Source organism: Actinoallomurus sp. CA-142502, from assembly GCF_050936355.1.
Lineage (GTDB): Bacteria > Actinomycetota > Actinomycetes > Streptosporangiales > Streptosporangiaceae > Actinoallomurus > Actinoallomurus iriomotensis.
Map to the genome: position 1 here is coordinate 115,788 of NZ_JBNJMY010000001.1, position 14,104 is coordinate 129,891.

The 14,104-nt window shown below is 71.0% G+C and carries 14 protein-coding genes and 1 tRNA gene; 7 read left to right on the plus strand and 8 right to left on the minus strand.

Features of this window, described 5'->3' with window-relative positions; all coding sequences use genetic code 11:
* Positions 1-227: 227 nt before the first annotated feature.
* On the minus strand, positions 228-1,409 hold the full coding sequence (locus ACQEV1_RS00800) for a hypothetical protein (RefSeq protein ID WP_285629197.1): 1,182 nt from the start codon (positions 1,407-1,409) through the stop codon (positions 228-230).
* Positions 1,410-1,524: 115 nt separating this feature from the next.
* Here ACQEV1_RS00800 and ACQEV1_RS00805 point away from each other — a divergent pair, with 115 nt between their 5' ends.
* The gene (locus ACQEV1_RS00805; RefSeq protein ID WP_285577632.1) at positions 1,525-1,860 is read left to right on the plus strand and encodes a hypothetical protein; all 336 of its coding nucleotides are present in this window, start codon (positions 1,525-1,527) and stop codon (positions 1,858-1,860) included.
* Positions 1,861-1,866: 6 nt separating this feature from the next.
* Here the strand turns inward: ACQEV1_RS00805 and ACQEV1_RS00810 are convergent, their stop codons facing one another.
* Positions 1,867-2,775 (minus strand): TIGR03620 family F420-dependent LLM class oxidoreductase, encoded by a 909-nt coding sequence (locus ACQEV1_RS00810; protein WP_285629195.1) that lies wholly within the window; start codon positions 2,773-2,775, stop codon positions 1,867-1,869.
* 98 nt (positions 2,776-2,873) lie between these two features.
* Here ACQEV1_RS00810 and ACQEV1_RS00815 point away from each other — a divergent pair.
* From ACQEV1_RS00815 to ACQEV1_RS00825, 3 genes are all read left to right on the plus strand, one after another.
* Positions 2,874-2,962 (plus strand) — tRNA-Ser (locus ACQEV1_RS00815).
* A gap of 281 nt (positions 2,963-3,243) precedes the next feature.
* Positions 3,244-3,591 carry a PadR family transcriptional regulator gene (locus ACQEV1_RS00820; protein ID WP_433390040.1) on the plus strand — a complete coding sequence of 116 codons (348 nt, stop codon included), beginning with the start codon at positions 3,244-3,246 and terminating at the stop codon, positions 3,589-3,591.
* Between the two features lie 23 nt (positions 3,592-3,614).
* Complete coding sequence (locus ACQEV1_RS00825) at positions 3,615-4,685, plus strand: hypothetical protein (RefSeq protein WP_285629191.1); 1,071 nt, start codon at positions 3,615-3,617, stop codon at positions 4,683-4,685.
* 135 nt (positions 4,686-4,820) lie between these two features.
* On the opposite strand, the gene ACQEV1_RS00830 is transcribed toward ACQEV1_RS00825, so the two are convergent.
* Positions 4,821-5,255: a hypothetical protein gene (locus tag ACQEV1_RS00830; RefSeq protein ID WP_433390042.1), complete on the minus strand. Its 435-nt coding sequence runs from the start codon at positions 5,253-5,255 to the stop codon at positions 4,821-4,823.
* Positions 5,256-5,343: 88 nt separating this feature from the next.
* Here ACQEV1_RS00830 and ACQEV1_RS00835 point away from each other — a divergent pair, with 88 nt between their 5' ends.
* A complete protein-coding gene (locus tag ACQEV1_RS00835; protein WP_433390044.1) occupies positions 5,344-5,949 on the plus strand; it encodes a TetR/AcrR family transcriptional regulator in 606 nt (201 codons plus the stop codon).
* A gap of 58 nt (positions 5,950-6,007) precedes the next feature.
* Here the strand turns inward: ACQEV1_RS00835 and ACQEV1_RS00840 are convergent, their stop codons facing one another.
* Entirely contained in the window at positions 6,008-7,837 is a 1,830-nt protein-coding gene (locus tag ACQEV1_RS00840) for an AAA family ATPase (protein WP_433390047.1), read from the minus strand.
* A gap of 188 nt (positions 7,838-8,025) precedes the next feature.
* Here ACQEV1_RS00840 and ACQEV1_RS00845 point away from each other — a divergent pair, with 188 nt between their 5' ends.
* Entirely contained in the window at positions 8,026-8,991 is a 966-nt protein-coding gene (locus ACQEV1_RS00845) for an NAD(P)H-quinone oxidoreductase (RefSeq protein ID WP_285577620.1), read from the plus strand.
* Between the two features lie 6 nt (positions 8,992-8,997).
* On the plus strand, positions 8,998-9,522 hold the full coding sequence (locus ACQEV1_RS00850) for a bacterial proteasome activator family protein (protein WP_285629181.1): 525 nt from the start codon (positions 8,998-9,000) through the stop codon (positions 9,520-9,522).
* Here the strand turns inward: ACQEV1_RS00850 and ACQEV1_RS00855 are convergent.
* From ACQEV1_RS00855 to pheA, 4 genes are all read right to left on the minus strand, one after another.
* A complete protein-coding gene (locus ACQEV1_RS00855; RefSeq protein ID WP_285629179.1) occupies positions 9,517-10,320 on the minus strand; it encodes an HAD family hydrolase in 804 nt (267 codons plus the stop codon). The two genes, ACQEV1_RS00850 and ACQEV1_RS00855, sit on opposite strands and share 6 nt — an antisense overlap.
* Entirely contained in the window at positions 10,317-11,576 is a 1,260-nt protein-coding gene (serS, locus tag ACQEV1_RS00860; RefSeq protein WP_285577614.1) for a serine--tRNA ligase, read from the minus strand. Before serS ends, ACQEV1_RS00855 begins: the two co-directional genes overlap by 4 nt.
* 59 nt (positions 11,577-11,635) lie before the next feature.
* Entirely contained in the window at positions 11,636-13,024 is a 1,389-nt protein-coding gene (locus ACQEV1_RS00865; protein WP_433390051.1) for a hypothetical protein, read from the minus strand.
* Positions 13,025-13,124: 100 nt separating this feature from the next.
* Entirely contained in the window at positions 13,125-14,084 is a 960-nt protein-coding gene (gene pheA / locus ACQEV1_RS00870) for a prephenate dehydratase (protein WP_285577611.1), read from the minus strand.
* Positions 14,085-14,104: the final 20 nt, after the last annotated feature.

A 14,104-nucleotide genomic window follows, 5' to 3' on the forward strand; every position in this document is an offset into this window, starting at 1 on the left:
CCGTCACGGAGTGGCCGCGACGCAGTCCGGCTCGTCGGGCAGCAGCGGCCGCAGCCGGCCGATGAGCCGGTTGATCATCCAGGCGCGTCCGCCCCCGGCACCCGGCTGCACGGTCGTGACCTTGGGCCGGCCTCCCGCGAGGAGCGTGACCGCGTTCCGGGGTGCGTGAAAAGGGACGGCCCCGCGACCACCTCGGTGGTCACGGGGCCGCGGTCGGCCGGCGGGAGTTACTTACGGCTGGCCCACAAGGGGTGCTTGTCCTTGTAGACCACCAGGTTGCCGTCGTCCTGTACGTTCAGGCTCGCGCCCGGGTTGCCGCCCGTCTTCGAGCTCCACAGCGGCTTGGTGCCCTCGTAGACGACGAAGTTCCCGTCCGTCTGCATCAGGGCGTACACGCCCGAGCCCTTGGTCGCGGTGCTCCAGATCGGCGTCCTGCCGTCCTTGTACAGCACGACGTTGCCGTCGGTCTGCACCTGCAGCGAGTACACCCCGTTCGGCGAGCGGACCTCGTTGCCGGTGATCACCTTCTGGCCGGGCTGGAGGTTGCCGATGGCCATGTGCCGCGACCACAGCGCCTTGTGGTCGGTGCCGTAGATGACCAGGTTGCCGTCGTTCTGCACCTCCAGGTGCGCGCCGGAGTGGCCGTGGGTGTTGCTGTGCCAGAGCGGCTTCTTGTCCGAGCCGTAGACGACCAGGTTGCCGTCGGTCTGCATGACCGCGTACGCGCCCGGGTGGCGGCCCGTCTCCGTGCTCCAGAGCGGGGTCTTGCCCCGGTAGAGGACGAGGTTGCCGTCGGTCTGCTGGAGCAGCTGGTAGTCGCCGTTCATCGAGCGGACGGCCTGGCCCTTCGACAGGACGTACCCCGCCTGGAGGCTGCCCAGCGAGACGTGCCGCGACCACAGCGCCTTCTTGGCCGTGCTGTAGATCACCAGGTTGCCGTCGTCCTGCACGAGCAGCGACGCGCCGGGGTGCTTGCCGGTGTTGCTGGACCACAGCGCCTTCTTCGCGCTGCTGTAGACGACCAGGTTGCCGTCGGTCTGCATGGCGGCGTACGCGCCCGGGTGGCGCCCCGTGGCGGTCGACCACAGCGCCTTCTTGCCCTGGTAGAGCACCAGGTTGCCGTCCTGCTGCAGGACGAGTCCGTACTTGCCGTTCGCCGAACGGGTCCACGCGCCGACCTTGAAGACGTGGCCGGGCTTGACGAGGCCCTTAGCGGCGGCGCTGGTCTTGGGCTGGACGTCGCTCTCCGGCTGACCGGCGGGGGCAGCGGCGGCGTTCGCGCTCTGCTGCGATGCCGTGGCCGCGGCCTTCTTCGGCGCGGGCTTGGAGTGGCCGGTGGCGGCCCACGCGCCGACCGACAGTGAGGTCACGGCTGCGGCCACACCGGCCGCGACCGCGATGGTCTTCATCCGCTTCACTGGGTGTGCTCCCCCTGTTTCGGACTGGATGATGAGAAACGTAGGGGAGACATCGCCGGATCCCGCGATGCTTCATCAAGCGTGGAAATGTCGTAGCGTCCGGGGAATGGGGCAATGGGCGCTGCGCGCGGAGACGGCGGGCGGCCGGTCGTACGACGCGCCCAGCGAGGCGCTGCTGTTCCGGCTGCTCGGCGAGCTCGGACCGGGCAACCAGTTCCTCGTCGTGGACCGGGTCGACGTCCCCGGCGGGCAGCACTACATGCAGGTGTACCGCGAGGTCGACGGCACGTACGTCGTCGAGTACCGCGAGGGGGCGCCCGAACGCCACTTCGAGACGGTCGCCGCGGACCTGCGCACGACGTTCACCGTGCTCACCGGCTGGGCCGGCGGCGCGCACGGGTGGCGCGACACGTGCGAGTGGCGGCAGTGGCCGATGCCCTGACAGCGCTCAGGTCGTGAGGACCGGCGCCAGCAGGCGCAGGTGCTCGGCCTGGTCGTCGAGCGTGGCGGCGAGCGGCTGGACGCAGACGTGGTCGGCGCCGGCGTCGTGGTGGGCCCGTACCCGCTCGGCGACGGCGTCCGGGTCGCCCGACGGCACGACCGCGTCGATCAGCGCGTCGCTGCCGCCCCCGTCGAGATCCGCGTCGGAGAAGCCCAGCTCACGCAGGTGGTTGCGGTAGTTCGGCAGGCTCAGGTAGCGCGCGGCGTACTGCCGCGCGGTGGCACGGGCCGCCTCCGCGTCCGTACCGACCACGACGGCCTGCTCCACCGCCAGGATCGCGTCCTCGCCGAGGACCTCACGGGCGCGCGCGGTGTGCTCGGGCGTCGTGAAGTAGGTGTGCGCGCCCTGCGCGTGCGTCCGCGACAGCTCCAGCATCCGGGGGCGCAGCGCCCCGAGCAGCCGTGGCACGGCCACCGGCACCGTGTGCTCCGCGGAGTCCATGGCGTCCAGGTACGAACGCATCGTCGCCACCGGCCGGCCGTAGTCGTGCCCGCGCGCGGTCACCGCCGGGGCGTGGCTGACCCCCAGCCCCAGTACGAACCGGCCCGGCCACGCGTCGCCCAGCGTCGCCGCCCCATTGGCGGCCGCGACCGCGTCACGCGCGTAGATGTTCGCGATGCCCGTGGCCACCAGCATGCGCTCCGTCCACGACAGCACCGTCGCGGCGTGCGTGAGCGCCTCCTTGCCCCGCGGCGTCTCAGCGAACCAGAAGGCGCAGTAGCCGAGCTGCTCGATCGCCACCACCACCGGGCGCTCCACCGCGGCCGGCGCGTCCGAGGCCGACGCCAGCCAGACGCCCACCCGGCCCAGCCGGTGCTTCACCGCGGCGACGTCGACGGACCTGCCCTCGGCCATCACGCACCCCCTCCTCCGGTGATCATGCCCATTCACCGGGCCCGCCTCACACCGGAATGAGCGGCGACGCGGCCGGACCGCTATCGTGGACCCCGCCTGGAGGGTTCGCATAGTGGACTAGTGCAGGCGCCTTGAAAGCGCCCAGGGCTGGTGACAGTCCTCGTGGGTTCGAATCCCACACCCTCCGCGTCGGATGACCCTACTCGCCGCTTTGGGGCGGCTTCGCCGGGGACCGCCATGTCTGCCCGGGGGCCGAGCCCCCCGGAACCCCCGCGATTGACGGTTTCTCGCCGTCGCCTCGCCTCTCGCCGTACCCGCTGTCCGCGACGTACGTAGTCGGTCTTTGGCCTTCCTTGGGCTTCCCTGGTTCTGGGCAGCGGTGTACTGGCCGCGGGTCGTCGAGCGTGGCCAGCGAATGTGCACCCTGACCACTTGGCGATAGATAGATCATCGGTATATAAAGCCTATATGACCAAGGCCATGCAGGAACCCACGTTCCTGATCCTGACCGCGCTGGCCGACGGGCCACAGCACGGGTACGGAATCATCTCCGACGCCGAACAGATCTCCGCCGGGCGCACCCGCCTGCGCGCCGGCACCCTGTACGCCGCACTGGACCGGCTCCAGTCCGATGGGCTGATCGCCGTCGACCGTGAGGAAGTCGTGGACGGCCGGCTGCGCCGTTACTACCGGCTGACCGACGACGGCGCCGCCGCGCTGGCCACCGAGATCCAGGCGCTTCGCCGTCGCACCGAGGCCGCGGCCCGCCGCCTGGCCGCCTTCCCGCGCCTGGACCGCGGGGCCTCTCCCGCCTGATCGTCTACTCGAAGGGGACACTGTTGAGCATTCTCGAAGACCGCTACCGTCGCCTGCTGAGCTGGTATCCGGCCGATCACCGGCGGGAACACGAGCAGGAGATGCTCGGCGTTCTGCTGGCCGGAGCCCGGCCAGGTCAGACCCGCCCGTCCGCCGCCGATGTGTACGACCTGTTGCGCGGCGCCGTGCGGATCCACCTGCGCAGGGCGGTCGGCGGGTCCACGACCCCGGGCTGGGCCGCCGCCACCGCCATCGCCGGGTTCGTGGCCACCCTCCTGCTGGTCGCCGAAGGCCTGCGATTCGCCGTCAACACGCCACAAGCCGTGTCCCAGTTCATCGAGGCGCGAGCGCACCGGCCCTTCTCCCTGCCGCACATGCTGGTCCAGTCCTTCGGCACCGCCCCGTACTGGGCGGTCTGGCTGGTCATCGCCGTCCTGGCCTGGCGCGGTGCCCGCCGCCCCGCCGCCTGTGCCGCATCCGTCCTCACCGGCGCCCAGCTCCTGCTCGTGGTGTACGGGACGGCCACCACACTGTGGGGTGCGATCTTCACCGAGACGCTGGTCACCACCTCCCTGCCGCTCTCGCTGGTGGCGACCGCGTCACTGCTGGCATCGCCAGGCCCCCGCCACGGCGCGGAGCTGCTGGGCCGACGCGCGGTACTCGGCGCGGCGGCCGCCGCGGCCGTCCTCATCGCCCTGACCACGGCACCGCTGTCCGCACTGTTCGTCCCGTGGCCCCACACGGCTCCCGACGCCCGTCAGGCCGACCAGCGCCTCCAGGCGTTCAAGCACTCGTCGCACGTCTGGAACACGCTCCAACTGGCCGCTCTGCTGACGGCCTTCATCCTCCTCCTCGTCGTCCTGGCACGGACCCGCGAGGGCCGACGTGCCTGCGCGCTGCTGGCCATCCCAGCCACCCCGCTGATCACCGAATGGAGCGAACTGGTCGGCAACGGCTTCCTCACCGACGGCCCCCACCTCGCACGGCTGCTCCTCGGCGGCCTCGCCGGCTTCACCGTGGTCATGCTCGGCGTCCGCCTCGCGGAACTCTCATCCGAAAGGCGCACAGGCGACCGCGAACAGCGCCCAGCCTGAACGCCCCCACCCCGGTCCGCGACGACCGCGGATCCGCCGCCGCTTCGTCCTGCGCGCGATGTGCCCTGGTGGCTCATCGGACACGTCCGCGCACCGTCGCCGCCTGCCGACGCTCTGCGCCACCACCCGGGGCGATCACCGCCGTCCCGGGTCGCGGCGCAGGAGGAACGCGGCCGCGAGGGTGCCCGCGACGGACGGGAGGAGTGCCAGGCCGCCCCACAGCGGGGGGAAGATCCGTGCGCCGTACTCGGAAGAGACGAGCAGGAGTATGGCGAGGCTCGCGGAGATCACGGTCACGGTCATGGCCAGGATCGACGCCGACCGGCGGTGTGAGCGCGCGACGCGCCGCACGAGCAGCCACAGCGCGGCGTCGATGATCGCGACGGTGTACACGAGGCCGTAGAGCAGGCCTGCGGACGGGTGCTTGCCGACCGGGGCGTACACCGTGTCGGCGTGATCCATGAGGGTGTGGCCGCCGGCCTGGTCGATGATCGCCGCCACCGCCAGGACGGCCGACAGGGCCGTCGCCGTTGTCAGAGCGATCGACTTCTCAGAAAGTGACTGTCTCATGCGAGTGACTGTATGTACGGTCGCCCAGCGAGTCAATCGCTATAGAAAGTCACTTGCTGAACGTTGCGGACGTCGATAGCCTCGGGGGATGGCATCTGGGCTGCGGGAACGCTGGCGGGTGAAGGCGCGGCGCACCATTCAGGAGCGGGCGCTAGACCTCTTCGACGAGCGGGGGTTCGACGCGGTCACGATCGAGGAGATCGCCGCCGCGGCGGAGGTGTCGCCGTCATCGGTCTACCGCTTCTTCGGGACCAAGGAGGGGCTGCTCGTCGCCGACGAGTTCGACAGCATGAGCCAGGAGGCGCTGGAGGAGCTCCTGGATCTGGACGATCCCGTCGGCAGCCTGCTGCGGATCGTGCGCCGGTACGAGACGACGCCGGAGGACGTGCCGGGTGGCTCGCGTACCGACAGGAGCCCCTGGCGCCGGGTGCGCTACTTCTTCCAGGAGCCCTCGGTGCGGATGGCCGCGTGCGCGGCGCTCGATCGGGCGAGTCAGCGAATCGCCCCGATGATGGCGGCCCGCGGCGATCGGACCGAGGCCCAGGCGCGTGTCACCGCGAACGCACTCGTGTTCGGTTACTTCGCCGCGCTGGAGCAGTGGTACCTCGACGGCGGCGTGCGGCCGATCGCCGACTACGTCGAGGAGGGCATGGCACCGCTGCGCGCGCTCTGGCCCTCCCCGGACGGCCCGTAGGGGGCCTTCGTCCCAGAGTCCCCGCCCGTGGCGGGGCAGGAGGCTCTGGGACAAGGCCTCAGCTGGTGGGCCAGGCGAAGCCGTCGCCCACGGTCGCGGCCAGGACCAGGTAGGCGTCCTGGGTGGCCGCGGAGAGCTGGTCGAGCTCTACTTCGGCGCCTTCTTCGAGGTGGGGGTCGTACGGGATGCGGACGACCGCCCGGCAGCGGCTCTCGAAGTGGGCCTGGAGCCGGTCCAGGTCGACCGTGCTGCGGCTGCGGGAGCGCACCATGGACAGCACCACGACGCCGTTGCGTACGAGGTCGCCGTAGTGGTGGGCCTCCAGCCAGTCGAGCGTCGCCGAGGCCGACCGTGCGCCGTCGACCGACGGTGAGCTGACCAGCACCAGCTGGTTCGCCAGGCCGAGCACGCCCGCCATCGCCGAGTGCAGCAGGCCGGTGCCGCAGTCGGTCAGGCAGATCGAGTAGAAGTGCTCCAGCACGTGCGCGACGGTGCGGTAGTCGTCCTCGCTGAACGCCTCGGACACCGCCGGGTCGCGGTCGGAGGCCAGCACCTCCAGCCGGGAGGACGACTGCGACGTGTAGGCCCGCACGTCCGCGTACCGCTGGATCTGCTGGTGCTCGTTCAGCAGGTCGCGTACGGTCGTGGCGGTCTCCAGGCGGACCTTGTCCGACAGCGTGCCGCGGTCGGGGTTGGCGTCGACCGCGATGACCCGGTCGCCGCGCAGCGACGCCAGTGTCGAGCCGAGCCCGACGGTGGTCGTCGTCTTGCCGACGCCGCCCTTGAGGCTCATCACCGCCACACGGTGGTGGCCGCCGGCGACGGGCGTGCGGGCGCGCGCGAGTAGTTCGCGTTTGCGCAGCTCCTGCGGCGACTCGCCCGGGTGGATGACGCCACCCGACGCCTTGTAGACCGCGCGCCGCCAGCCGCCCGCCGGCGCGTGCCGACGGCCACGCAGCAAGGTGTCGGCGCTCAGGCTGTCGGCGGTCTGGCCGGTCTCGGGCTGCGGGGCGTACGCGTCCGGCAGCGGGGCCAGCGGCGGTCCCTGCTCCGCGCCGGGCGGCCCGTACTGCTGCGGGGCGTAGCCCTGGTGCTGGTACGGGACCTGCTCGGCCTCGGGCGGCGGGCCGTACTGCTGGTGTTGCTGCGGGTAGGACTGCTGGTACGGGCCCTGTTCGGCCTGCGGAGCGTACGGCGACTGGCCCTGGTACTGGCCCTGCTCGGCCTCCGGCGGCGGGCCGTACTGCTGCTGTCCCTGGTACGGCGGCTGCTCGCCGCCCTGGGGCGGTCCGTAGTACTGCTGGCCGGGGTAGCCCTGCTCCGGCTGGGGACCGTACTGCGGCGGCGGGTACTGCGCGTAGCCGGGGTAGCCGCCCTCGGAGTAGTTGTCGTAGCCGGAGTCCACCTGGGTGGCCTCGGCGGCCGGCAGGCGCCGGTCGACGTACTGGGTCCGCTCTTCCTCGTCCGGTTCGTACCGCTCCTCCGGCTCGGCGGGGGCGGCCTCGGCGGCGCCCGTGCCGTTCACCGGCGGGATGCTCTCGTACGGCGGCGGACCGGGCTGCTCGGGCGGCTGGTACGGCGACGGGCCGTACTCCAGGCCGGGTGCGGGCATGCCGGGGAACTGCGGCGGCTGCTGCACCCCGCCGAAGTCCTGCGGGGGATAGCCGGGGAAGCCGAAGCCGTAGGGTTGCGGCCCCTCGGTGGACGGCTGCGCGGGCGGCTGGGCGGGGGCGTCCTGCGGGGCGGGGTACTGCGGGAAGGTCGGCGCGGGCGGCGTGTTCGTCCACACGCCGGTGGACTCGCCCTCGTCCTCTTCGACCGCTTTGTCCTCGCCGGGCTTTTTCGCCCTGTCCTCTTCGCTCGGCCTCGCGGCGTCGTCGCCGCTCATCGCATCAAGGGACGCGAGTTGTTCTTCGAGAGAACGACCCGTTTTATCCTGATCATTTCGTGCCACTAGGTCCCCCTCGTGGACGCGCAGTGGATGAACCCGCAAAAAGACGCTCATCGGCAGCCTAAGCCACTCTAGGTACCGGCCCATACCGTGTCGCGTCACCATGCCCGACTAACGTGAGGCCCATGCATGCGATCGTGATCGAAAATCCGGGCGAGCCAGACGTATTGCGCTGGACCGAGGTCGCCGATCCCGTCGTCGGCCCAGGTGAGGTGCTACTCGACGTCGTCGCGGCCGGTCTCAATCGCGCCGACGTCTCCCAGCGAAAGGGCGCCTATCCCCCGCCGCCCGGCGCGTCCGAATATCCCGGGCTCGAGGCCTCCGGGCGGATCGCGGCGCTGGGCGAGGGTGTCACCGGGTGGAGCGTCGGTGACGAGGTGTGCGCGCTCCTCGCCGGCGGCGGTTACGCCGAGCGGGTGGCCGTGCCCGCGGGGCAGGTGCTGCCCGTTCCGAAAGGCGTGAGCCTGGTCGAGGCCGCGGGCCTGCCCGAGGTCGTCTGCACCGTTTGGTCGAACGTCTTCATGCTGGCCGGACTCCGCGAAGGCGAATCATTCCTGGTGCACGGCGGTTCGAGCGGAATCGGCACGATGGCGATCCAGCTCGCCAAGGCGCACGGCGCGCGAGTGCTGTGCACCGCGGGCAGCGAGGAAAAGCTCGAACGCTGCCGCGAGCTCGGTGCCGACATCGCCATCAACTACCGCACCGAGGATTTCGTCAAAGCGGCCCGGCCGGTCGATGTCATCCTGGACAACATGGGCGCCGAATATCTGGCGCGTAACGTGGAGACCCTGGGCACCGGGGGCCGGCTCGTGATCATCGGCTTCCAGAGCGGCGCCCGGGCCGAGCTGAACCTCGGCAAGCTCATGAGCCGGCGCGCGTCGATACAGTCGACGGGGTTGCGGTCCCGGCCACGCGAAGAGAAGGCTGAGATCGTCGCCTCGGTGCGCGAGCACGTGTGGCCGCTGCTGGAGTCGGGGGCCGTGCGCCCGATCACGGATCGGACGGTCCCGATGCACGATGCGGCCGCCGCGCACCGCATCCTGGAAGAAAGCACCCACATCGGCAAGATCCTCCTCACGGTGGGAAACTGAGGCCCCATGAACAATCCACTGAACAGCAACCAGGACCCGCATATCGTCGTCGTCGGCCAGAACGGCATGGCGACGGCCTCCGGTGAGGACGGTGAGTCGGAGGAGCGCTCGGTCGCCGAGATGGTCGAGCAGCCGGCCAAGGTCATGCGCATCGGCAGCATGATCCGGCAACTGCTCGAAGAGGTCCGGCAGGCACCGCTCGACGAGGCCAGCCGGGCCCGGCTGGCGGAGATCCACCAGCGTTCGATCAAGGAGCTGGAGGACGGGCTCGCGCCGGAGCTCATCGAGGAGCTCGAGCGCATCGCGCTGCCGTTCACCACCGACAACACCCCCAGCGAGGCCGAGCTACGGGTTGCCCACGCGCAGCTCGTCGGCTGGCTCGAAGGCCTGTTCCACGGCATTCAGACCACGTTGTTCGCCCAGCAGATGGCGGCTCGTGCCCAGCTCGAGCAGATGCGCCGCGCGCTGCCTCCCGGCGCGATCCCGCAGGAGGACAGCGCCCCCGGCCGCGCCTCCGGCCCGTACCTATAGTTCCTCGGGAAACAGTTCTTCGATGGTGCGGGCAACGCCGTCATCGTCGTTGCCCGCCACCGTACGGCCCACCGCGGAGAGCACCTGCGGGTGCGCGTTGGCGACCGCGTAGGACCGGCCCGCCCACATGAGCATCGGCAGGTCGTTGGGCATGTCGCCGAACGCCGCGACGTCGGCGGAGGCGATGCCGTGCTCGTCGCACAGCTCCGCGAGCGAGCTGGCCTTGGACACGCCCGGCGCGCTCATCTCGACGAGCCGGCGGCCGTTGGAGTGGGTCGGCAGCACGACCTCGCCGACCAGGTCGGTGACGGCGGCGAGCAGCGCGTCGGCGTCGAGTTCGGGATGGCGGGCCAGCAGCTTGGCGGCCGGCCGCGTCATCAGCTCCTTCAGCGCGATCGAGTCGTCGCGCTCGGCGTTGTCCCAGCCGGACAGCTCATAGCCGCGCGCGTACTGGATGCCGTTCTCGTACTCCACCGCGAAGCCCAGATCGGGTAGGGCGGCGTTCAGCGTCTCGATCGCGGTGCGCAGCGCCTCGGCGGTCATCAGGTGCGAGCGGATCACCCGCTCGTCGTGCAGGTCGTACACCAGGGCGCCGTTGGCGCAGATCGCGACGCCGCGATGTCCCACGGCCTCGGCGACCGGGTGGATCCAGCGTGGCGGCCGGCCGGTGACCATGACGAGCATGGCCCCGGCCCGCTCCACTCTGGCGAACGCCTTGACGGTGCGCTCGGACACCGTGCCGTCGCTGCGTACGGTCGTGCCGTCCAGGTCGGTCGCGATCAGGCGCGGGGACGTCATTTCGCGACGGGCTCGAGCACTTCGCGACCGAGGAACCGCTGGAGTGCCTTGGGCACGAGTACCGAACCGTCGGCCTGCTGGTGGTTCTCCAGGATCGCGACGATCCACCGGGTCGTGGCCAATGTGCCGTTGAGCGTCGCCACCGGGCGGGTGCGGCCGTTGCCGTCGCGGTGACGCACCGACAGGCGGCGCGCCTGGAAGTCGGTGCAGTTGGAGGTGGAGGTCAGCTCGCGGTAGCGCTTCTGGGTCGGCACCCACGCCTCGCAGTCGTACTTGCGGGCCGCGCTCGTGCCCAGGTCGCCGCCCGCGGTGTCGATCACGCGGTAGGGCAGCTCGACCTTGGCGAGCATCTCCTTCTCCCACTCCAACAGGCGCAGGTGCTCCTCGTGCGCGTCCGCCGGGTCGCAGTAGGAGAACATCTCCACCTTGTCGAACTGGTGCACCCGGATGATGCCGCGGGTGTCCTTGCCGTACGACCCGGCCTCGCGGCGGAAGCAGGAGGACCAGGCGACGTAGCGCCGCGGGAGATCGCTGATGATCTCGTTCATGTGGTAGCCGGCCAGGGGCACCTCGGAGGTGCCGACGAGGTAGAGGTCTTCCTGGGGCAGCTGGTAGACCTCGGCGGCGTGCGCGCCGAGGAAGCCGGTGCCCTCCATCGCCTCGGGCTTGACCAGCACGGGCGGGACCATCGCGGTGAAGCCGTACCCGATGGCCTGCTCCATCGCGAGGTTGAGCAGGGCGAGCTGGAGCTGGGCGCCGACACCGGTCAGGTAGAAGAACCGGGCGCCGGCGACCTTGGCCCCGCGCTCCATGTCGATCGCGCCGAGCGCCTCGCCGAGCTCCAGATGATCTTTGGGCTCGAAGGCGAAGGTCGGCGGGGTGCCGACGGTCTCCAGGACGACGTAGTCCTCCTCGCCGCCGGCCGGAGCGCCCTCCTCGACGATGTTCGGCACCGTGCGCAGGAGCTCGGTCAGCTCCTGGTCGAGCCGCTGCGCCTCGGCGTCTGCCTCCTTGACCTGCTGGGCGAGCTCCTTGGCCCGGTCGAGGAGCTTCTGGCGCTCGTCGCCCTGTGCCTTGGAGACCGACCGTCCGAAGGACTTCTGCTCCGCCCGCAGCGACTCGAACGAACTCAGCGCGGACCGCCGCCGCTCGTCCAGGTCGAGCAGCCGCTCGACGACGGTGTCGTCCTCGCCTCGGGCGCGCTGGCTCACACGCAGCCGCTCCGGGTCGTCACGAAGGGTTCGCAGGTCGATCACAGGCACGAGGTTACCCGGACGTCCTTGGCCTCCGCGCCCCGATAACTTCCGATCGCCGATCAGCGGACGTCGACATAGTCGCCGGAACCGGTCACCGCCAGGTACGAAGAGCCTCCCGAGTACGTCGCGCGCCAGGTACCGTCCTTGGCGGCCTTGAACCCGTGGGCGAAGTGTCCGGTGGAAGTCGTCTTCGCGCTTCCCTCGTACGTCCAGGTCGTGGCGCCCTTTGCCTGGAAGTAGATCTTCACGCTCTGGCCGGAGAAGGCCTTCCAGGCGGTCGTGTCACGCTTCAACGTGCCGCTCACCGTGATCGTCCTGCCCTTGCGCACCGGCTCGGGCGAAGCGTTGAACGACGAGATCGCCGTCCGGTAGCGCACGTCCACATAGTCGGAACCGCTCGTGGCGGGCAGCTCCCCGGCGCCGGGCATCTCGGTGGTGTCGACACGCCAGTAGCCGTCGCGCACCGCCGGAGTGGTGATCTTGAAGTAGCCGTCGGCGTCCGGGTCGACGCCGTACAGGTCCGTCCACTTCTTGCCGTCGGTGGAGAACTGCAGCAGAGGCGAACTCGTCCCCGGCTCGGTGGACCCGTCCGCCCGGTACCGCACCACACGGCCGGTGGCGGTGATCGTGTTGCCCTTGCCCACCGGCTCGGGCGCGGCGTTGAAACCGATGACCGCCGTACGGTGGTCGGCGACCATGACGCCGCTGTCCGCCCGCGCGCCGAGATACGGGCCGTACCCGTCGCCCGCCGGACCGCGGTCGTAGACGTAGGGCGTCTCCACGTGCCAGTAGCCCTCGCCGGGCACGGTGGCGGGCACGCTGTAGGAGCCGTCGGCGGCCGTGAGCCCCTGCGCGATCTGGACCGCCGGATCAGCACCACCGGTGTCAGGCTGGAAGAAGACCTTCACCACCTGACCCGCCGCGCCGGTCGCCCCTCCGTCCGGCATGACCCGTTCGAGGCGCCCGGTGACCTTCACCGTCGCGCCGATCACGGACGGCGCCGGGTCGAACGCCATCGAGATCCGGGTCTTGGCGGGAAGAACGTGCAGAAAGACGCCGGGGGTGACGAGCGCGTACCGGTAGTCCGCGTTGCCCTGGAAGTACGCTCCCGCGTTCCCCTCGACCATCGTCGGATGCTCCCCGGTCGTCCCCAGAGTCACCGGGGCCGTGAACCGGCCGTCCGCGTCCGTGTTCACGTAATCCAGGCAGACCTCGTCCTTGCGCAGGCAGACGCGCGCGTCCGGCAGGCCCTCCTCCGTACCGCCGGCGTCGGTGTAGACCACGCGCCCCGTGTACGTGACCGTGGGATGGTCGACGTCGACGGCGGTCGGGTTGATCGAGAACTCGCTGAAGCGCGTCGGCGCGGGGGTGCCATCGGCGCTCGCCGGCACCTGGGCGGCGGCCACGACGACGACGGCCGCGAAGACGGCTCCAAGAGCTTTGAACACGCGCGTCTCCAAGGGGTAGGGGCGGTGATCCCCTAGGTGACGCGGGCGCCGGGCCGGGCGTTGTCCACCGTCCGGACACGGTTTGATCACATACGAGGAGCTACAGGTCGCGGCCGGAGCGGATGGCCGACAGCCAGGCGGACGCCTCGGCGAAGTCGTCGTCGTGGGTGCCGCGGCGGATCTCCGGGCGCACCCTGTCGGCGCGCGGGTAGCTGCCGAGGAAGCGGATGTCGGCGCAGACGCGGCGCAGGCCGATGAGCGCCTCGCCGACCCGGGCGTCCGCGACGTGGCCCTCGCAGTCGATCCAGAAGCGGTAGCGGCCGAAGCCGTCTCCGGTCGGGCGCGACTGGATCAGGGTCAGGTTGACGCCGCGCACCGCGAACTCGGTGAGGAACTCCAGCAGCGCGCCGGGGTGGTCGTCGGTGAGGTACGCCATCAGGGAGGTGCGGTCGGCGCCGGTCGGGGCGTCGGGCGGGCCGGGGCGGCGTACGAGCACGAACCTCGTGACCGCGCCGGAGTGGTCGGCGATGCCCTCGGCGGCGGCGACGAGGCCGTAGCGCCGCCCGGCGATGGGGGCGGCGATCGCCGCGTCGAAGCTCGAGGTCGGGTCGGAGACCTCCATGGCGGCGCCGGCGGTGGAGGTGCCGGTCGACACGTCGGCCTCCGGCAGGGTCGCGGCCAGCCACTTGCGGCACTGGGCGTAGGCGTGCGGGTGGGTGCAGATCCGCTTGATGTCGCCCAGCCCCGTGCCGGGGCGCACGAGCAGGGAGAACTCCACGGGGATCAGGACCTCACCCGCGATGATCAGCGCGTCGCCGTCAGCGAGGTCGTCGACCGTGGTGGTGACCGGGCCCTCGACGGAGTTCTCCAGGGGGACCATCGCGGCGTCGGCGTCGCCGCGGCGTACGGCGTCGAGGGCCGCCGGGACGGTGGCGAACGGCTCACGGGACGCCTCGGCCGCCTCGGGCAACGTGAGAAGGGCCGCCTCGGTGAAGGTGCCCTCGGGCCCGAAATAGGCGAACCGCGTGCCGGCCACGGCACTGTGACGTGGGTCGATCACGAAAGTTCCCCTCTGCCCTG